The organism is Leifsonia sp. 10L418 (genome assembly GCF_056395445.1).
In genome coordinates this window covers 647,567-664,865 of the sequence record NZ_JBFTJN010000002.1, presented here as the reverse complement: position 1 = coordinate 664,865, position 17,299 = coordinate 647,567, and the positions used below count along the sequence as shown (strand labels likewise).

General features: G+C 64.9%; 21 protein-coding genes. 8 read left to right on the top strand and 13 right to left on the bottom strand.

The window, feature by feature from the left end; genetic code table 11:
- Positions 1–20: 20 nt before the first annotated feature.
- Genes resB through AC1DCF_RS06450 form a run of 4 tightly spaced genes read right to left on the bottom strand, consistent with a single transcriptional unit; the run spans position 21 to position 3,700 of the window.
- The gene (gene resB, locus AC1DCF_RS06465) at positions 21–1,694 is read right to left on the bottom strand and encodes a cytochrome c biogenesis protein ResB (protein ID WP_477210306.1); all 1,674 of its coding nucleotides are present in this window, start codon (positions 1,692–1,694) and stop codon (positions 21–23) included.
- Entirely contained in the window at positions 1,678–2,439 is a 762-nt protein-coding gene (locus AC1DCF_RS06460; protein WP_477210305.1) for a cytochrome c biogenesis CcdA family protein, read from the bottom strand. The genes resB and AC1DCF_RS06460 overlap by 17 nt, the downstream gene beginning before the upstream one ends.
- 2 nt (positions 2,440–2,441) lie before the next feature.
- Positions 2,442–3,059 carry a TlpA family protein disulfide reductase gene (locus AC1DCF_RS06455; RefSeq protein WP_477210304.1) on the bottom strand — a complete coding sequence of 206 codons (618 nt, stop codon included), beginning with the start codon at positions 3,057–3,059 and terminating at the stop codon, positions 2,442–2,444.
- A complete protein-coding gene (locus AC1DCF_RS06450) occupies positions 3,056–3,700 on the bottom strand; it encodes a histidine phosphatase family protein (RefSeq protein WP_477210303.1) in 645 nt (214 codons plus the stop codon). Before AC1DCF_RS06450 ends, AC1DCF_RS06455 begins: the two co-directional genes overlap by 4 nt.
- A gap of 80 nt (positions 3,701–3,780) precedes the next feature.
- On the opposite strand from AC1DCF_RS06450, the gene aspS reads away from it, so the two are divergent.
- Positions 3,781–5,109, top strand: a complete 1,329-nt coding sequence (gene aspS / locus AC1DCF_RS06445) for an aspartate--tRNA(Asn) ligase (RefSeq protein WP_441789522.1) — start codon at positions 3,781–3,783, stop codon at positions 5,107–5,109.
- 232 nt (positions 5,110–5,341) lie between these two features.
- On the opposite strand, the gene AC1DCF_RS06440 is transcribed toward aspS, so the two are convergent.
- Together AC1DCF_RS06440 and AC1DCF_RS06435 are read right to left on the bottom strand one after the other, a co-directional pair.
- On the bottom strand, positions 5,342–5,641 hold the full coding sequence (locus AC1DCF_RS06440; protein ID WP_441789521.1) for a Dabb family protein: 300 nt from the start codon (positions 5,639–5,641) through the stop codon (positions 5,342–5,344).
- On the bottom strand, positions 5,638–5,907 hold the full coding sequence (locus AC1DCF_RS06435) for a glutaredoxin family protein (protein ID WP_441789520.1): 270 nt from the start codon (positions 5,905–5,907) through the stop codon (positions 5,638–5,640). Before AC1DCF_RS06435 ends, AC1DCF_RS06440 begins: the two co-directional genes overlap by 4 nt.
- A 51-nt stretch (positions 5,908–5,958) precedes the next feature.
- Here AC1DCF_RS06435 and AC1DCF_RS06430 point away from each other — a divergent pair, with 51 nt between their 5' ends.
- A complete protein-coding gene (locus tag AC1DCF_RS06430; RefSeq protein ID WP_477210302.1) occupies positions 5,959–6,777 on the top strand; it encodes an HAD family hydrolase in 819 nt (272 codons plus the stop codon).
- Between the two features lie 44 nt (positions 6,778–6,821).
- On the opposite strand, the gene AC1DCF_RS06425 is transcribed toward AC1DCF_RS06430, so the two are convergent.
- The 3 genes from AC1DCF_RS06425 to AC1DCF_RS06415 form a co-directional block, all read right to left on the bottom strand.
- A complete protein-coding gene (locus AC1DCF_RS06425) occupies positions 6,822–6,920 on the bottom strand; it encodes a 30S ribosomal protein bS22 (RefSeq protein WP_003792170.1) in 99 nt (32 codons plus the stop codon).
- An 81-nt stretch (positions 6,921–7,001) separates the two neighbouring features.
- Positions 7,002–7,196, bottom strand: a complete 195-nt coding sequence (locus AC1DCF_RS06420; RefSeq protein ID WP_441789639.1) for a helix-turn-helix domain-containing protein — start codon at positions 7,194–7,196, stop codon at positions 7,002–7,004.
- 91 nt (positions 7,197–7,287) lie between these two features.
- A complete protein-coding gene (locus tag AC1DCF_RS06415; RefSeq protein WP_441789518.1) occupies positions 7,288–7,722 on the bottom strand; it encodes an ArsR/SmtB family transcription factor in 435 nt (144 codons plus the stop codon).
- Between the two features lie 108 nt (positions 7,723–7,830).
- Between AC1DCF_RS06415 and AC1DCF_RS06410 the strand changes: the two genes are divergently transcribed.
- Together AC1DCF_RS06410 and AC1DCF_RS06405 are read left to right on the top strand one after the other, a co-directional pair.
- A complete protein-coding gene (locus AC1DCF_RS06410; protein ID WP_441789638.1) occupies positions 7,831–9,240 on the top strand; it encodes a TrkH family potassium uptake protein in 1,410 nt (469 codons plus the stop codon).
- Positions 9,233–9,904 carry a potassium channel family protein gene (locus tag AC1DCF_RS06405; RefSeq protein ID WP_441789517.1) on the top strand — a complete coding sequence of 224 codons (672 nt, stop codon included), beginning with the start codon at positions 9,233–9,235 and terminating at the stop codon, positions 9,902–9,904. Before AC1DCF_RS06410 ends, AC1DCF_RS06405 begins: the two co-directional genes overlap by 8 nt.
- A gap of 27 nt (positions 9,905–9,931) precedes the next feature.
- On the opposite strand, the gene AC1DCF_RS06400 is transcribed toward AC1DCF_RS06405, so the two are convergent.
- Positions 9,932–10,474 (bottom strand): hypothetical protein, encoded by a 543-nt coding sequence (locus AC1DCF_RS06400; RefSeq protein ID WP_477210301.1) that lies wholly within the window; start codon positions 10,472–10,474, stop codon positions 9,932–9,934.
- A 35-nt stretch (positions 10,475–10,509) separates the two neighbouring features.
- The gene (proC, locus tag AC1DCF_RS06395; protein WP_477210300.1) at positions 10,510–11,364 is read right to left on the bottom strand and encodes a pyrroline-5-carboxylate reductase; all 855 of its coding nucleotides are present in this window, start codon (positions 11,362–11,364) and stop codon (positions 10,510–10,512) included.
- Positions 11,365–11,589: 225 nt separating this feature from the next.
- Between proC and AC1DCF_RS06390 the strand changes: the two genes are divergently transcribed.
- The gene (locus AC1DCF_RS06390) at positions 11,590–12,552 is read left to right on the top strand and encodes a cation diffusion facilitator family transporter (protein WP_441789514.1); all 963 of its coding nucleotides are present in this window, start codon (positions 11,590–11,592) and stop codon (positions 12,550–12,552) included.
- A gap of 46 nt (positions 12,553–12,598) precedes the next feature.
- Here AC1DCF_RS06390 and tadA read toward each other — a convergent pair whose 3' ends face one another.
- Entirely contained in the window at positions 12,599–13,081 is a 483-nt protein-coding gene (tadA, locus tag AC1DCF_RS06385; protein WP_477210299.1) for a tRNA adenosine(34) deaminase TadA, read from the bottom strand.
- Between the two features lie 42 nt (positions 13,082–13,123).
- Here tadA and upp point away from each other — a divergent pair, with 42 nt between their 5' ends.
- The 3 genes from upp to AC1DCF_RS06370 all read left to right on the top strand — a co-directional run bounded on the left by upp (position 13,124) and on the right by AC1DCF_RS06370 (position 16,166).
- Positions 13,124–13,756 carry a uracil phosphoribosyltransferase gene (gene upp / locus AC1DCF_RS06380; protein WP_441789512.1) on the top strand — a complete coding sequence of 211 codons (633 nt, stop codon included), beginning with the start codon at positions 13,124–13,126 and terminating at the stop codon, positions 13,754–13,756.
- A 793-nt stretch (positions 13,757–14,549) separates the two neighbouring features.
- A complete protein-coding gene (locus AC1DCF_RS06375; protein WP_477210298.1) occupies positions 14,550–15,278 on the top strand; it encodes a winged helix-turn-helix domain-containing protein in 729 nt (242 codons plus the stop codon).
- A 453-nt stretch (positions 15,279–15,731) separates the two neighbouring features.
- A complete protein-coding gene (locus AC1DCF_RS06370; protein ID WP_477210297.1) occupies positions 15,732–16,166 on the top strand; it encodes a MarR family winged helix-turn-helix transcriptional regulator in 435 nt (144 codons plus the stop codon).
- A gap of 99 nt (positions 16,167–16,265) precedes the next feature.
- On the opposite strand, the gene AC1DCF_RS06365 is transcribed toward AC1DCF_RS06370, so the two are convergent.
- Positions 16,266–17,276, bottom strand: a complete 1,011-nt coding sequence (locus tag AC1DCF_RS06365) for a hypothetical protein (RefSeq protein WP_477210296.1) — start codon at positions 17,274–17,276, stop codon at positions 16,266–16,268.
- Positions 17,277–17,299 lie beyond the last annotated feature (23 nt).

Here is a 17,299-nt window from a genome sequence, read left to right as displayed (position 1 = left end):
TTGAGATTCACGAAGTAAGCCTAAGTCTGATCGGATGCGGTGGCGAGCGGAGTTGTGGCAGAAAGCTGGGCGCTGTGCTTGTCGGCGAGCGAGGCGACGGCCCCCTCGAGGGTCGGATCCTCCCCGCGAGCCAGGCCCGCGTACTCGAGGCGCAGCGTGCCGTCCTCGTTCGGGATCGCCTTCACCCAGACACGCCGACGCGGCACGAAGAGGGAGGTGAGCAGCCCGGCGAGCACGAGGATGGCGAAGAGCAACACCCAGCCCTGGGTCGGGTCGCGGTGAATGTCGAACGAGGCGAAGCGCAGCACCGTGCCGGAGAAGTCGCCGGCCTTGGCGTTCGGGCTCTCGTTTTCGAGGGTGACCGAGCCGAGTCCGTTCGGCAGTTGCTGCGACTCGCCGGGCTTGAGCTCGATCGAGTCGACCCCGGTCTTACCGCCGGTCAGCTGGGTGAGCTTGTCGGTGTCGAGCGTGTAGACGGATGTCGGAACACCGCCGTCGAGACCGAGGTCACCCGAGTAGACGTTGAGGGTGAGCATCGGGTACTCGAGCCCGGGGAACGATGAGTAGTACGCGCCGGTCGATGACTTGTCCTGGGTCGGGTAGAAAAAGCCGATCATGCCGAGCTGCTTCGCCAGGCCGTCGGGAACCTTGACCACACCGACCGAGGTCAGGTTCGCGTCTTGCGGCAGGAACGGGATCGAGTCGGTGAACACGACCTTTCCGGCCGGGTCCTTCACCGTGATCGTCGGGGCGTAGCCATTGCCGAGCAGGTAGATGTCGCTTCCGCCGGTGCGCAGCGGGTGGTTGACCTTGACCGAGCCCTGCTCCGTCTCCTGGCCCTTGTGCGTCACTGAGACCTGGGCTTCGAAGTCGATCGGCTGGCCATACGCGCGCAGATTCTGCATCTCGTAGTCGACCGAGAAGTCGTCGAGCTTCAGCTTGAACGGTTCGAGGGTGCCCTCGTCGAAGAACCGACCGGGGTTGAACGAATCGAAGGCGCTGACGGTGTTCACGAAGGACTGGCCCTCGACCAGCACCCGCTGACCGGCGAAACCGAAGCCGCTGCCAAAGCCGACGGTGATCAGAATTCCGACAAGAGCCGAGTGAAAGACCAGGTTGCCGGTCTCGCGCAGGTAGCCGCGCTCGGCCGAGACCGAGGCCTCGGCGCCGGTGTCGAATCGGGCGACGCGGTAGCCGCTGGATTTCAAGAGCGCCTGTGCCGAGTCGATCGCGGCCGAGGCCTCCGTGCCGGCCGGGGCCTCACGCGTGGTGAAACCGGCCAGGCGCGACAGGCGCACCGGGGTCTTCGGCGGCTTGGCCCGCAGCGCCTGCAGGTGGTGCTTGGTGCGCGGGATGACGCAACCGATCAGCGAGATGAATAGCAACAGGTAGATGGCCGAGAACCAGGCCGAAGAGTAGACGTCGAACGCCTGAATCTTGTCGAGCGCCGGCGCGAGGTCGGGATTGTCAGCGAAGTACTGGGTGACCCCGTTCGGGTCGGAACTGCGCTGCGGCACGAGCGAACCGGGAACCGCGGCAATCGCGAGCAGCAGCAGCAGGAACAGCGCGGTGCGCATGCTCGTCAGCTGACGCCAGAACCAGCGCAGCCAGCCGACGAAACCGAGTTTCGGCTGGTTGATCGGGTCGCTAGCCGACGCCGGCTTCGAGTCGTAGTGGTCAGATGGCCGGGACATAGCTGCCAATCACTCCTTGCAAGTCGAGGAGCCAGGCATTCCAGACGCCGCTCACCATGAGCACACCGATAACGATGAGAAAGAGGCCACCGATGAGGTTGACCGCACGTATATGCCGCTTGAGGAATGCGACGGCGCCGGTCATCCAGTTGAGGCCGAGGGCGATCAGCAGAAACGGGATGCCGAGGCCGAGTGCGTAGAACAGGGCCAGCAGCCCACCCTGCCAGGGCGAACCCGTGGTCAGGCTGAGGGAGTTGATCGCGGTCAGCGTCGGCCCGGTGCAGGGCGTCCACCCGACGGCGAAGACTGCGCCGAGCACCGGTGCACCGGCCAGTCCCATCCGGGGGCGCCAGGTCGATTTCACGTTGCGCTGCGCGAAGCCGAACTGGCCGACGAAGACCAGGCCCATCAGAATCACGATGACCCCCGCGATGCGGGTGATCAGGTCGCGGTATTGGTTCAGCCAGAATCCGGCGAAGCCGAAGACGACTCCGGTCAGCACGAAGACGAGGGTGAAGCCGAGGATGAAGAGGGCTACGCCGAGCAAGAGCCGGTTCTTGCCCGCCCGGTCGCCGAGCCGGGCGCTTGAGCGCCCGTCAGTGAAGCCGCCGATGTAGGCGAGGTAGCCGGGGACGAGCGGCAGGATGCACGGTGACGCGAACGAGACGAGACCGGCGAGAAGCGCAACGGGGATCGCCAGGTAGAGCTGTCCACTGAAAACGATCTCGCCGAAGGGGTTGCCCACGCCTAGTTTCCTTCTGCGATCGTGTCGCTGATGAGGGTGGACAGAATCGAGGGCGAGGTGACCGCCCCGAGGATGCGTGCGGCGACGCGGCCTTCCTTGTCGAGCACGAGTGTCGTCGGCACGGCGTTTGGCGGGATCCGGTCGCTGAAGGCCAGCTGCATGCTGCCGTCGTCCACGTCGATCACCGAGGGGTAGGTGATCTTGTAGGTGTCGTTGAAGGCGATCGCGTTGGCGGCCTGGTCGCGCACGTTCACGCCGAGGAAGCTCGCACCCTGACCGGAAAACTTGTCGTTCAGTTTCTGCAGGTCCGGGGCTTCCGCGCGGCACGGAGCGCAGCCGGCGTACCAGAAGTTCACGACGACGACCTGGCCGGCATAGTCGGCGCTCGACACCTCTGCGCCGTGCTCGGTCGTGCCGGAGAAGGTGATGGGCTCGCCCCGGTCGGATTTCGCGATTTCGGTGACGCTGCCGTCGCCGGCGACGTAGCCCTTGTTGCTTCCCTCGCGGTACTGCTCGGCCAGCGGGTCGGTTGCGCAGCCGGTCAGCAGCAGGCCGAGAGCGAGCAAGCCGACGGCAGCCCGGGCAATGGTGCCGCGCGTGCGCGGTCGGGCGGCGCTCACACTGCCCCCACGTCGGTGGCGTTCAGCTGCAGCGGCGCGGCCGGGTTGGCGTAGCCGGTCTCAACGAAGCGATCGCCCCGGCGCTCCAGGGTGGTGATGCTCGACAGGTCGCAGCGGCGCTTGCGCGGGTCGTGGGCGAGCCGTTCCCCGGCCAGCGCGCGGTGCACCATCCAGATCGGAAGCTGGTGGCTGACCAGCACGACGTCGCCGTCGTCGACCGATGCCCAGGCGTCGTCGATGGCCGCGAGCATCCGGTCGGCCACCTGCTGAAAGGGCTCGCCCCAGCTCGGCCGCATCGGGTTGACCAGGTACGGCCAGTTGCGGGGCTTGCGGAGTGCGCCGCCGGGGCCGCGCATCCGTGTGCCCTCGAAGTGGTTGGTCGGCTCGATGATGCGTTCATCGGTGTCGATCGGCAGGTTGAACACGGCAGCGAACGGCTGAGCCGATTCCTGGGCACGCTGCAACGGGGAGGCAATGAGGCGGCGCACGGGGCGACCGCGCATCTGCAGGTCGAGAGCCGCGGCTTCAGCCATTTTCATGCCGAGTTCAGAGAGTCGGTAGTTCGGCAAGCGTCCATAAAGAACGCGTTCTGGGTTGAACACCTCACCATGACGGACAAGATGCACCTGGCTAGCTACCACGCCATCCAGTCTACGTAGCGTAGAGCTTTGAATTTGCCGATAGGAACGCGGGTTCCAAGCAGACAGCTAAACTTGCCCGTGTGACTGAGCGCGTATTGATCAAGAACCTGGCCGCCCTAGAAGATGGACCCGTTTCGGTGTCCGGCTGGGTCGACACCGTGCGTGACCAGAAGAAGGTGCAGTTCGTCGTTCTCCGCGATGAGTCGGGTGCCGTGCAGCTGGTGAACCCGCGCACGACGGATGCCGAGGGCGTCGTCGTCGCCGATGAGCCGGCCACCACGATTTCCGGCCTGTCTCAGGGCAGCTTCATCACCGTCACCGGTGAGCTGAAGCACGACGAGCGCGTCAAGCTCGGCGGCATCGAGGTCAAGCTCGCCAGCGTCGAGGTGCTCTCGCACGCTATCCCCGAGACCCCGATCGCCGCGGACTCGAGCCTCGACAAGCGCATGGACTGGCGCTTCCTCGACCTGCGCCACCCGAAGCAGAACCTGATCTTCCGCATCCAGACCACCTTCGAGCACGCGCTGCGCACCTACTGGGTGAACAACGACTTCATCGAGATCCACACCCCCAAGCTCATGGCGTCGGCCAGCGAGTCGCGTGCCGAGCTGTTCGAGGTCGATTACTTCGACACGAAGGCCTACCTCGCGCAGAGCCCGCAGTTCTTCAAGCAGATGTCGCAGGCCGCCGGCTTCGGCAAGGTCTTCGAGATCGGCCCGGCCTTCCGCGCCGACCCCTCGTTCACGAGCCGCCACTCCACCGAGTTCACCAGCATCGACGCCGAGATCAGCTGGATCGACAGCCACGAAGACGTCATGCAGCTGCACGAAGACCTGATGGTCGCCGGGTTCACCGCGGTGAAAGAGAAGCACGGCGACGAGATCAAGGCGCTGTTCGACGTCGAGATCACCGTTCCGACCCAGCCGTTCCCGCGCATCCCGCTGGCCGAGGCCAAGGAGATCGTCAAGTCACGTGGCTATGAAGTGCCGCGCGAAGACGATGACATGGACCCGGAAGGCGAACGCCAGATCGCGGCCTACGTCAAGGAGACCTTCGACCACGAGTTCGTCTTCTTGACCGACTACGCCTCGAGCATCCGCCCGTTCTACCACATGCGTCACGAGGGTGACGCGAGCCTCACCAACAGCTACGACCTGATCTTCAACGGTGTCGAGATCTCGACCGGCGCCCAGCGCGAGCACCGCATCGATGTGCTGACCGAGCAGGCCCTCGACAAGGGCATGGAGCCGGACGAACTCGAGTTCTACCTCGACTTCTTCCGTTACGGCGTGCCCTCGCACGGTGGATTCGGCATGGGCTTGGCCCGCGTGCTGATGCTGATGCTGCACCAGACGTCGATCCGCGAGGTCACCTACCTCTTCCGCGGCCCGACCCGCCTGCTGCCGTAAGGTCTCACACCTCGCACTACACAAACCGCCCGCTCCGTCACTGACGGGGCGGGCGGTTCTGCGTTGGTCGAGGAGCGCGCGAGCTTGCGAGCACGCGTCTCGAGCGATGTACTGAGCTTGTCGAAGTGACCTCGTGAGCCAATTCTCAGACTCAACCCAGGTTCAGAGGTCGGCTCGCGGGATTTCGAGACGCGGCCGACTCAGTCGGGCGCTCCTCAATCACCGGGACCTGCTAGAGGGCGAAGTCCACGCAGGAACGTTGCGCCACCACCGAGCGGATGTACCCCGCCGCGGTCACATGCTCGGGGTGCACCTGGTAGCGGTCGATCGACTCTACGTCGTCGAAGTCGGCAACCAAAACGACGTCCCAGTTGCCGCCACCGACGACATCCGCGCCGACCCGGAGCGACTGAAGCCCCTCGATCCGACCGACGAGCGCCTCGAGGCTCTCGGCGATGCGAGCGGACTGCTCAACCTTCTCGGCAGGGTCGGTGCTGGCGAGCTGCCAGGAAACAACGTGGCGGATGGTCATCGAACCTCCAAAAGTGCCGCACGCAACCGCAGGGGGTCGATGCGCCAGTAGTTGTGGACCTTGCCGTTGATCAGCAAGACCGGGATGTCTTCAACGTACTGCTCCATCAGCGCCGCGTCGTCGAGAATCGAGAGTTCGTCGAGTTGCACGTCAGGAGCGTTCGGGGTATCAGCCAATTTCGCGACCACGCTCGTGATCACGTCACGCGCGTCGTCGCAGAGGTGGCAGCCGGGCTTGCCGATCAGGGTGAGATTCGCGGTAGGCATCCTTCAAGCCTAGGTGCGTCGCCGCTGAGCGCCCAATAGAATCGTTCGCACATGCCCGCTCCAGCCTCCTCCCCAGCCATCGCGTTCTTCGACGTCGATAACACGTTGATGCGTGGCGCCAGCCTGTACTACGTGGGGGTCGGCGCCTGGCGATGGCGCTTCATCACCGTGCGCGACATCCTGTCGTTCGGCTGGAAGCAGGCCAGGTTCATGGCGGTCGGCGAGAACCGGGCGCACCTCGACAGCGTGCGCGAACGAGCTCTCGAGGTCGTCGTAGGGCACCGTCGTGATGAGCTGATCCGGCTCAGCCAAGAGATTTTCGACACGCGCCTGGTGCAGCGCCTCTGGCCGGAGACCGTTGCCGTGGCCCACGAGCACCTGGCCGCTGGACGCGAGGTCTGGCTGATCTCGGCGACGGCTCAGGAAGTGGCCGACGTCATCGCGGCTCGGCTCGGTTTCACCGGAGCGCTCGGCACCGTGCTCGAATCGGTGGAGGGAGTCTTCACCGGCTCGTTCTCCGGCCCGGTGATGCACGGCGAGCGCAAGGCGGAGGCGGCGAAGGAGCAGGCGGCACGCAGTGGCGCCGATCTGGCCGATTGCTGGGCCTACTCCGATTCGCACAATGACATTCCGTTGCTGAACCTGGTCGGCCATCCGGTGGTTGTGAATCCGGATGCGACGCTCGGCCGGTATGCCGAGGCGCGCGGCTGGCCGGCAATGCGTCTGAAGCCGGCGAGCATCAAGGCTGCGGCCCGCGCGGCCCGCACGGTTCCGTCACCGACCCCGTCGCCGGCTACTTCACCGACTTCTTCGCCGGCTTCCTCCCCGGTTTCTTCACCGGTTTCGCCTGGAGAAAGCAAAAAGCGCTAGACCCAAGGGCCTAGCGCTCACGCCAGAAGACGGTCGAGACCGATCTACTTCTTGTTGCGACGCTGGTGACGAGTCTTCCGAAGCAGCTTGCGGTGCTTCTTCTTCGCCATGCGCTTGCGTCGCTTCTTAATTACAGAACCCACAAGACCTCACAAGATTTGGTTGAATCGCTAAACTCACGACTGGCACGAAAACCCCATTCTAACCGAAGAATGAGGTGCCTCCTACGCACTCTCCCCGATGGGCCGCTCGATAACCGCTGTGACGGCCGACTCCGGCACCCGAAATGACCGGCCGAACCTGATCGCCGGCAGCTCGCCTGAGTGAACCATCCGGTAGACGGTCATCTTCGAAACCCGCATCATCTCGGCGACTTCGGCCACAGTGAGGAAGCGCACATCGTGCAGATCACTTTCCATCACTGAGTGCCCCTCGGGTAGTTGGACAACACAGCTCGACCGCTCTGGCCGGGTGTTAGTTCGCTACTCTAAACGCAACTCCGCAGGTCGTCTAGTCGTTCTTGCGCCACTTTTTCGATGTTGCATCCTTGACGACATGGGTCGTGTCGGCGAATGCCTTGCCGATCGCGGCGGCGAAGGCACGCTGCTCGTCTTTCAGGCCCGCTTCGCTCTCATCGGTGACCAGGTCGGCGTTCTGATCGAAATCAACGCTGAGGAACGGGATCAACCAGTCCTCAATCACTTCAAGCGGGGAGTAGTCGAGGTGGTAGTACCGGTGCTGGCCCTCTTCACGCACGGCGACCAGTCCGGCTTCGCGCAGCACCTTGAGGTGCTTCGACACCGTGGGCTGGCTGAGGCCGAGCGCGCCGACGATGTCAGACACGCTGAGTTCCCCTGCATCCGTTGACTGGTTGTAGCGTTCGAGGAGAATACGCAGGATGTCCCGCCGGGTCGAGTCCGCTACCACGTCAAAGATGTCTGCCATTGCACCAGGCTACTCATTCCCGAACGGTAGTACCATGACAAGTCGTCGACGATCGCAGGGAAAACGAGGGTTTCAGTGCAGAGGAAAGCCTCTGGGGCGCTCGCCCCGGTGCACCAGACTCCCTGGTACCTGCGCATCCGCGACATTATCGACGGACTGGTCAGATCGTCGCCGTCACGGTTTGCGATCCTGGTGTTCGCGTCGTTGATCCTTCTCTTCACCCTGCTGTTCTCCCTGCCGATCGCCTCGGCCACCGGCACGATGACCGCCCTGCACGACGCCGTCTTCACCGCCGTGTCGGTCATTTGCGTCACCGGCCTGTCGACCGTCGACATGGCGACGCATTGGTCGCCGTTCGGAAACGCCCTCGTCTACATCGGCGTGAACATCGGTGGCGTCGGCGTGCTCACCCTGGCCTCGATCATGGGCATGGTGATCTCCCGCCGGCTGGGCCTCCGCGCCAAGCTGCTGGCGGCGAGTGACACGAACCCCTCGCGCATCCACGTCGGCCCGGTCAACGAGGGCCAGGCGGTGCGCCTCGGCGAGGTCGGCAACCTGCTGCTCACCGTCGCCATCAGCGCCCTCGTCATCGAGGGCGTCATCGCGGCACTGCTCTTTCCACGGATGCTGATCGACGGCGTCGCCTTCGGTGAAGCGCTCTGGCAGAGCCTCTATTACTCAGCGATGGCGTTCACGAACACCGGTTTCAGCCCGAACCCGGCCGGCTTGGCCCCGTTCGCCAACGACTACTGGTTTCTCGGCGCCCTCATGCTCGGAGTGTTTCTCGGCAGCCTCGGATTCCCGGTGATTTACGCGTTCGCCCGCGGCTGGCGCAAACCGCGCCGCTGGTCGGTGCACGTGAAGATGACCCTGATGACCACGATCATCCTGATGTTCGCCGGGATGCTGCTCTACATCATTCTCGAATTCGATAACCCGGAGACGTTCGGCGGGCTCGGCGCCGGGGACACGATGTTCCAATCGCTGTTCATGTCGGTGATGACACGCTCGGGCGGTTTCGCGACGATCGACATCAACGAATTGCATGGCTCGAGTCTGCTTGTCAGCGGCATGCTCATGTTCATCGGTGGCGGTTCGGCTTCCACCGCCGGCGGCATCAAGGTCACCACGCTGGCCGTGCTCTTCCTCGCCGCATTTGCGGAGGCCAGAGGACGCGAGAGCATGGAGGCGTTCGGACGTCGCATCCCGCGCGACATGCTGCGCCTGGCGGTGGCAGTCGTGCTCTGGGGAGCGACGACCGTCGCGGTCTCCAGCATCCTCATCCTGCAGATCACGAAGGCGCCGCTCGACATGGTGCTCTTCGATGTGATCTCGGCGTTCGCCACCTGCGGCCTGTCGACCGGCCTCACCCAGGAGCTACCGCCGGAGGGCGTCTACGTGCTCGCTGCCACCATGTTCATGGGGCGGGTTGGTACAGTGACACTCGCCGCAGCGCTGGCCGCCAACCAGAGCAGGCAACTTTTCAAACGCCCCGAAGAAAGGCCAATCGTTGGTTGATCGGATCAAGCACGACGCTCCTGTACTTGTGATCGGCCTCGGCCGATTCGGTGCGGCAACGGCGGGCAAACTCGACCGGCTCGGGCGCGAGGTGCTGGTCGTCGACTCCAGCGAAGCGCTCGTGCAAAAGTGGTCGGAGCGCGTCACACACGCGGTGCAGGCCGATGCCAAGTCGATCGACGCGCTGCGTCAGATCGGTGCCCAAGACTTTCAGATCGCCGTCTGCGCCGTCGGGTCCTCGGTCGAAGCCAGCGTGCTGATCGTGGCGAACCTGGTCGACCTCAAGGTTCCCCAGATCTGGGCCAAAGCCATCTCGCAGTCGCACGGCAAGATTCTCGAGCGCATCGGCGCCAACCACGTGATCTATCCGGAGGCTGAGGCCGGCGAACGCGTCGCCCACCTGGTGTCGGGGCGGATGCTGGACTTCATCGAGTTCGACGATGACTTCGCGCTCGTCAAGATGTACCCGCCGAAGGTGATCCGCGGCCTCCCGCTCGCCGAATCGGGCGTGCGCACCAAACACCGGATCACGGTCGTCGGCGTGAAAAGCCCCGGCAAGCCGTTCACGTATGCCACTGCCGAGACGGTCGTCTCGAACCACGACCTGATCATTGTGTCTGGCACCGAGGGCGACATCGAGAAGTTCGCGGCGCTCGGCCCGTAGTTTTCACCTCACCGATCCCACCGGTCTTCAACCGGTCGGCAGCGGCACTTCGGGGCCGACCAGGAGGTAGACGGTGAACTTCGCTCCACCGCGGTCGAAGTTCAACTCCCAGCATCCGGGGGCGTTCAGAATGATCCCGGTCCCCCACTCGTCTCCCGGCCGGTCGTAGGTGCTGTCCTCATGGTCGTCGGGCCCCCAGGCGAGCTGCCCGGTCGAACCGTCCGGCTTCTTCACCGTCACCGCGAGATCGCCGCTTCCGGTGATCCGCCAGACGAATTTCGAGGTGGTGTTGCTCGCGGCCAGCGGGAACGGCGCCATGATGAGGCCGTAGATGCTGTTGGCGTCCGGCGCGGTTCCTTGCACCTCGGTCATGCCCGAGACGGGTTCGAGTGCCGTGGGCGAGGCGGGCGCACAACCGGCAGCACCCGGCGGGCCGAGCACCGGCGCCGGAGCCGGGGTGCCCACTGAAGCGGATGCCGGCGATGACGGCGTGGCCGACGGGGTCACCGGCGACGGCCCGGGGGCACCGGTCCCGCAGCCGACCAGCAGCAGGGAAGCAGCAATCCCCACGATCGCTGCTACTGACACCGCCCGGCCGCGCATCGTTACACCGCCGGGGCTGCCAACTCGCGAGCGCGGGCGAGCGCGGCATCCGTTGCCGTGTCGAAGAGGCCCTTGAGGTCGACCTTCTCGAGCTCCCAGACGGCACGCTCGGTGGTGCCGTTGGGGCTGGTGACCTGTTTGCGAAGGGCAGCGGGGCCGAGATCAGATGAGGCGAGCAACATGCTCGCGCCGAGGAAGGTGCCTTCCACCAGCAGTGCGGCTTCGTCGGGGGTGAATCCCTTGTCGATTGCCGCCTGAGTGAACTGCTCGATCAGGTAGAAGACGTAGGCGGGCCCCGAGCCCGAGATGGTGCTCAGCGCGTCGAGTTTGCCTTCCGGAACGACGAGCGTCGTGCCGACCGTCTCGAACAGCGCGGTGGCGAGATCGAGGTCGGCCTCGCTCGAGCGAGTGCCGGCGCTGATTCCGGTGACGGCTTTGCCGACGATGGCCGGGGTGTTCGGCATCGAACGAATCACCGCAACCGAATCGGGCAACAGCGCCTCAAATGTGGCGATCGTGACCCCGGCGGCGACGCTGATGATGAGTGTTCCCGGCTCGAGGGCGTCGGCGATCTCGCGGAGCAAGTCGGGAACCATCGCCGGCTTGACCGCGACCACGACGACACGCGCACCGGCGACGGCGGCACGGTTGGCGTTCGGGTCGACCTCGGTCGCCGCAGCGCTCACCCCGGCGACACCGTCGAAGTCTGCGGCTTTGGCGCTGGAACGATTGGTGACGCGGATGCCGCCCTCGACGCTGACACTCGGCGCCAGCAGGCCGGCCAGAATGGCCCGTGCCATCGATCCGCCGCCGAGAAATGCAATCGTGGGCAGCGTGACGGCGGCAGTTGGTGTCATGCATCAAGTCTACGTATGGCCGCAAGTGCCGAACCAGGTCGAGCGGATCCGGCTGGTGCGTAGTCGCCGACCTGGCGCGCTGCATCCGTCTGCAGCAACCGCAGGCGGCACCGCCTGCCGCACATTTTGTGCGGCATTTCGTGACAGATGCGCAAACCAGACGGTTTCGACGACCAGCCCCGTCACGCGCGGCGAGCGGCAAGGTCGGCAATCTAGGATTGCTGCATGAGCGCATCCGGTGGAACAAAGGCAATCCTGGCCGCATTCGGGGCAAACCTCGGAATTGCAGTCACGAAGTTCATTGCTGCGGCGATTTCGGGTTCGTCTTCGATGCTCGCGGAAGGCGTGCACTCCACCGCTGACGCCGGCAACCAGCTCCTGCTGCTGCTCGGCGGACGCAAGGCCAGGAAGGCTGCCGACACCGAGCATCCGTTCGGCTACGGCCGTGAGCGCTACGTCTACGCGTTCGTCGTGTCGATCATCCTCTTCTCCGTCGGTGGCGTTTTCTCGCTCTACGAAGGCATCGACAAGCTGCAGCACCCGCACGAACTCACCGATGCGTGGCTGCCGATTCTGGTGCTGCTGATTGCGATCGGTCTGGAATCGTTCTCGCTGCGCACGGCAGTGAAAGAGTCAAACCACTTGCGTGGCGGCCAGTCCTGGGTGAAGTTCGTGCGCCACGCGAAGGCGCCGGAGCTCCCGGTCGTGCTGCTCGAGGATGTCGCGGCATTGATCGGTCTGGTCTTCGCCCTGTTCGGCGTCGGCCTGACGGTGATCACCGGCGACCCCATGTGGGACGCCATCGGCACCATCCTGATCGGTCTGTTGCTCGTGCTCGTCGCCGTCGTGCTCGGCATCGAGACGAAGAGTCTGCTCGTCGGCGAAGGCGCCACAGCGGCGGATGTCGCGGCGATCGAAGCGGCCATCATGGACGGCCCGGAGACCAAGCGCATCATCCACCTGAAGACGCTTTACCTCGGCCCCGACGAGATCATGGTCGGCGCCAAGCTCGCGTTCGACTCCTCCAGCCGGTTCGCCGACGTCGCTTCCGGAATCAACCAGGTGGAGAGCCGCATCCGCAAGGCAGTGCCGCTGGCCCGGGTGATCTACATCGAGCCCGACATCTATGTCGACCCCACACTGGCTGCGCCGCCGACCGACGCGATTGTGATCAAGGGGCTCGAGTAGAAGGCTCCGGCTGGGGTCCGGCGTTTCGTTTGGGCGGCGCCGATGTTCAGCGCATGGCGCGCCGGGCCGGGTCTTCGAAGAAGTCTCTGAGCAATGCCCCGCACTCGTCTTCGTCGACTCCGGCGTAGACCTCGACCCGGTGGTTCAACCGTCGGTCACGCAGCACGTCGTAGACAGAGCCTGAGGCGCCGGCCTTGTCATCCCAGGCGCCGAAGACGACCACAGGAAGTCGCGCGGCGAGAATCGCGCCGGCACACATCACGCACGGCTCCAGGGTGACGACGAGGGTGCAATCGGTGAGGTGCCAGTCTTGGGTGGCCGCCGCGGCCTCGCGGATCGCCACGATCTCCGCGTGCGCGGTCGGATCCTGATTCAGTTCGCGTTCATTGCGGCCGCGTCCGATCACCGTGCCGGCAGCATCCAGGATGACGGCCCCGACCGGCACATCGTCGGTGACGAGGGCGGCGCGGGCCTCATTCAGCGCCAGGCGCATCCACTCGCGGTGCCGACCGCCTCGCGGATTGTCCATGTTCCTCACGCCACGACCCTCCCAGCTCGTAGTATTGAGCCTATGCGAGTTCACGTAGCCGACCACCCGCTCATCACACACAAGCTCACGGTGCTCCGCGACAAGAACACGTCGTCGCCGATGTTTCGCGCACTCGTTGAGGAGCTGATGACGCTTCTCGCCTATGAGGGCACTCGCGGCGTGCGTGTCGAAGAGGTCACCGTTGAAACCCCCGTCGCCGTCGCGCACGGGGTGAAGATCAGCGACCCGAAGCCGCTGATCGTGCCGATCCTGCGCGCCGGACTCGGCATGCTCGAGGGAATGGTCAAGCTCCTCCCGTCGGCCGAAGTCGGTTTTCTCGGCATGGCCCGCAATGAAGAGACACTCGAGCCCACCACCTACGCCGAGCGACTTCCCGACGACCTGTCCGACCGTCAGTGCTTCGTGCTCGACCCGATGCTGGCCACCGGCGGCTCGTTGATCGCTGCGATCGAGTTTCTCTTCGACCGCGGCGCAGTGGATGTCACTGCCATCTGTATCCTCGCCGCTCCCGAAGGTCTCGCCGCAGTTGAGAAGGCTCTGGCGGGGCGCGAGGTCAACATCGTGCTCGGTGCCGTCGACGACCACCTGAACGAGCACGGCTACATCATCCCCGGTCTCGGCGACGCCGGCGACCGTCTCTACGGCCTGGTCTAGACGCTTCACGCGCGCTTTGCGTGCGCGCTCGTCCTCGTTCTTGCGCGTGCCGTTTCGCGCGGGTGCGCTCAAAACGTCGCGTGCCTCCGCCTCAAGGCGACGGTTTGAGCGCACGCGTGAAGCCCACCCGTGCGCATCCGCTCTCGCAATCTCGCGGGTGCGCTCAAAACGTCGTGTGTCTCCGCTTGAGGCGACAGTCTGAGCGCACGCGTGAGAACGGCACTCGCGTGTGCGTGGGGCGTCGGAGTCGAGCGTCGGCAAAGGGCATCCGTCGGGCGCCGGCCTGCCGCGCTCCGCGGGCACTCCGGCTGCGCAGAAGATTCGACCCACGACACGCTTGTCGCGCAATAATTCACAAAACTTTGATGAATTAGATATTCGTCACAGATTCTTTGATCAAATCGCGATTGTCGCTTGATCCTCCGTTTCTCCGACACTCCCGCGAACCTGATTCGCGTCACACAGCGTCATTCGCTGTCATTGAATTGACACATCTCGTCATAGTGGGATTTACTCGCTCCTATGACGACGAAAGCACGCCCCCTGACCTCCTTCGAGGCCCCCAGGGATGCCGGGATGATGATGCCCGGCATCAGCGCCGTCATGTGTTGTCGAATGTGCCGCTAGCAGCGCACCATTCGCCGAGTCTCCCACCGCCTCTTGCGGCAGGTTGAGACTCCCCGACTGAGACAACTCAGCCGCACACAGGCCCATCGGGCCGCCGCTTGCCGAACCCAATCGAGGCGCTTCTGACGCTGGGTTCACCTCCTCATCACGCTAAAGGACTCCGCCCATGTCACTCGCACACATCGACACCGCCCGCTCCGCTCACTTCTCCCGCCCGGGACTTTCTCTCGCTCCGGCGCCTGTGGCCGCCCCGGCCCCCGTCGCAGCGGCACCGCGCATCCGCGCCGTTCCCGAAGGAACCGAAGCTCGCGGCTTCGTGCTCTACGTCGGCATCGACGAGGCCAAGGCCGCCGCAGCAGGGACGAGCCTGCACCGCATCGTCGAAGCCCTCAAGCTGCTCGCCTCCGACATCGCCCCGTCGGCCGAGACCTACGCCGCAGTAGCCCTGGCCCCCGAGGGTGCCGGCGGCCGTGACGTCGACGTCGTGCGCCTCGCCCTGCAGGACCCTGCCGCCCTCGCCAAGCGCCGCACCGAGCCGGAAGACCCCGACCGCGCGCCGGGCGGAGTCGTCATCGACATCTCTCGCAAGCGCGTCATCCTCGACCACGAGACCGCTGCCCTCACCTACAAGGAGTTCGAGTTGCTGCAGTACCTCGTGCTGCGCGAGGGTCGCACCATCGAGCGCACCGAGCTCATCGCGTCGCTCTGGGATGCCTCCAGCGAAGAAGAGGCACCGAACGAGCGCACGATCGACGTGCACGTTCGCCGTCTGCGCTCCAAGCTCGGCCGCTACGAGGACATCGTGCGCACCGTTCGTGGAGTCGGCTACCGCTTCGACCGTCACGCTGACGTGTCGATTCGCCAGGCATCCACCCCGAGCCCCGACTTCTTCTAGGCCGGCCTCACTTCTTGGCAGTGCCGAGCTTGAGTAGTGCGGTCGAGTTGCCCTGATACGCCAGGCAAAGTCGACCGCACGTGGCAAACTCGGCGGACAGTCGACGGATGGTCGACGGATGCACCGCCCAGTCGGCGATGGACGACTCAGCGCCCGCGATCAGGATCCAGCACGCCCGGCCCAACCGTCCGACTAACGGGCCGGTTAACGTGATTGAGGGCCGGTCGTAGAGGCTAACGACCGACCCTCTTCCCTTTGCACCAAGAGTGTCCTGCAATCACATTTACGTCTCCCGCCACAGCAAACGGTTGACGCTCTATGAATATATAACGAACCGATAACGGAAGCTAGTTATCTGATCGTTATTTTTCAGAAAAGATTCTGCGGCGGATTCTGCGAGGTGGTCGCCCCAGTCCGACGAGTCTCCTAGTCTGGTGGGATGAAGGAGCACGAGTGACGAGGCAGGCGGTCGCGGTAGCCGCCTGGGAGTCGCTTTTTCGCGCGCAGGTCTCGGTGATGCGAACCTTGGCGGCCGAGTTTCCGTCGAAGGAGATCTCGCTCAACGAGTACGACGTGCTCTTCACCGTGTCTCGCGAACCCGGCCGGCGCATCCGTCTGCGCGACCTCAACCGCCACGTGCTGCTCACCCAGCCGAGCGTGAGCCGCATGGTCGACCGTCTCGTCTCACGCGGCTTTCTCACAAAAGATACGGACCCCACCGATGGTCGCGGCACGATTGTCGAGTTGACGCCCGTCGGTTTCGAGCTTTTTCGTCGCGTGGCCCTGTTGCACATGGACTCGATCACCAAGCGTGTCGGCGACATTCTGAACGAAGAGGAACTCGCACAGCTGACGGCGCTCTGCGACCGTCTGCGCGACGACAATTAACCAACCCGACAGCTCACCCACCAACGTCGTCGAAAGCAGCGACCACGGCGACGGCAGCGCCCCAGCCCGAAGCTCCCCCTCGCAGGAGCCGACCGAGGCCTACGCCGCAGGAACGTCAGCAGCCGTCCATCCGCTGCCGCGGGGGTCAGCGGGGGTCGCATCCTGCAGGCGCGACTTGGCCGTCACGACGATGCGCATCGAACGCAGAACCGTCAGCGGGCCGGGAAAGCGGTCGAGGTGGTGAAGTGACGCTCTCGCGACAGTGCGACGCAGCCCTTTCGGCGCCTCAACGATCCCGAGCAGCGCCCGGGTCACCCGGTCGGCGCTGTCGACTTTGAGCCGCCAGACTGCGTAGCGCTCGGGGAGCAGCGGCACATACTCGAAGGTGCGATCCCAGGCGGACAGCAGCCCGTGCAACGCCGTGGTTCCGTGGAGTGTCCAGGCCGTCGTGACGACCTCGTCGACCTCCACCGGTGTGAAGATCCCCTTGAGCTGAACGAGAGCGGCATCCGCGCCGACCACGGCACGGGACGAACCAGGAAGCTGGCCAGACAACGCGAGCGCCATCAGGAGCACCACCAGAGTGCGGTCGAGGCTGGGTATCATCGCCTCGCCGACGGGGACCGCAACGCGGCGCTCCCACAACATGTCGAACGCCTCTTCCGGATCAGCCCGGGAGCCGGGCATCAGGTAGTACACGTTGAGCAGGCAGGTCTTACTGGGATGCCGCAACGTCACGCTCGTGCGCGGCAAAAGGCGTGCACCATCCGCTTCATCGACCACCCAGCCGTTGAGGGCGAGTTCCTCGACCAGGTGGGTTGTCGACGAGGGATCGACGAGAACTGACGCGGTGGCGATCACCGTCGGCGAGGCGAACCCGAAGTGCCGCATGACCGGCCCGCAGGCCGCCAAGAGACGGATCCGGCGCGCGGCGCAGAGGCCGGCCACTTCGACGTGGGTCTGAGCGCGATCGTCCCAGAGACGTTCGATCGCTTCGGGGCTCAGCTCTCTCGGTTGATCCTTCCCCCATCGCCGGCGCTTGGCGATGCGCGCCGGCGCAGCCGCCGCAGTTTCGCGAGTTGAATCGGTCTGGTGGAGTTGGGACTCCATACCGTCAGGGCCTTTCGGTGATG

What these genes read in the sequence shown, in the direction of transcription:
- resB (WP_477210306.1), bottom strand. Translation starts at nt 1,694, where the DNA reads ATGTCCCGGCCATCTGACCACTACGACTCGAAGCCGGCGTCGGCTAGC.
- AC1DCF_RS06440 (WP_441789521.1), bottom strand. Translation starts at nt 5,641, where the DNA reads ATGACCATCCGCCACGTTGTTTCCTGGCAGCTCGCCAGCACCGACCCT.
- AC1DCF_RS06435 (WP_441789520.1), bottom strand. Translation starts at nt 5,907, where the DNA reads ATGCCTACCGCGAATCTCACCCTGATCGGCAAGCCCGGCTGCCACCTC.
- AC1DCF_RS06430 (WP_477210302.1), top strand. Translation starts at nt 5,959, where the DNA reads ATGCCCGCTCCAGCCTCCTCCCCAGCCATCGCGTTCTTCGACGTCGAT.
- AC1DCF_RS06420 (WP_441789639.1), bottom strand. Translation starts at nt 7,196, where the DNA reads ATGGAAAGTGATCTGCACGATGTGCGCTTCCTCACTGTGGCCGAAGTC.
- AC1DCF_RS06415 (WP_441789518.1), bottom strand. Translation starts at nt 7,722, where the DNA reads ATGGCAGACATCTTTGACGTGGTAGCGGACTCGACCCGGCGGGACATC.
- proC (WP_477210300.1), bottom strand. Translation starts at nt 11,364, where the DNA reads ATGACACCAACTGCCGCCGTCACGCTGCCCACGATTGCATTTCTCGGC.
- AC1DCF_RS06390 (WP_441789514.1), top strand. Translation starts at nt 11,590, where the DNA reads ATGAGCGCATCCGGTGGAACAAAGGCAATCCTGGCCGCATTCGGGGCA.
- tadA (WP_477210299.1), bottom strand. Translation starts at nt 13,081, where the DNA reads ATGGACAATCCGCGAGGCGGTCGGCACCGCGAGTGGATGCGCCTGGCG.
- upp (WP_441789512.1), top strand. Translation starts at nt 13,124, where the DNA reads ATGCGAGTTCACGTAGCCGACCACCCGCTCATCACACACAAGCTCACG.
- AC1DCF_RS06375 (WP_477210298.1), top strand. Translation starts at nt 14,550, where the DNA reads ATGTCACTCGCACACATCGACACCGCCCGCTCCGCTCACTTCTCCCGC.
- AC1DCF_RS06365 (WP_477210296.1), bottom strand. Translation starts at nt 17,276, where the DNA reads ATGGAGTCCCAACTCCACCAGACCGATTCAACTCGCGAAACTGCGGCG.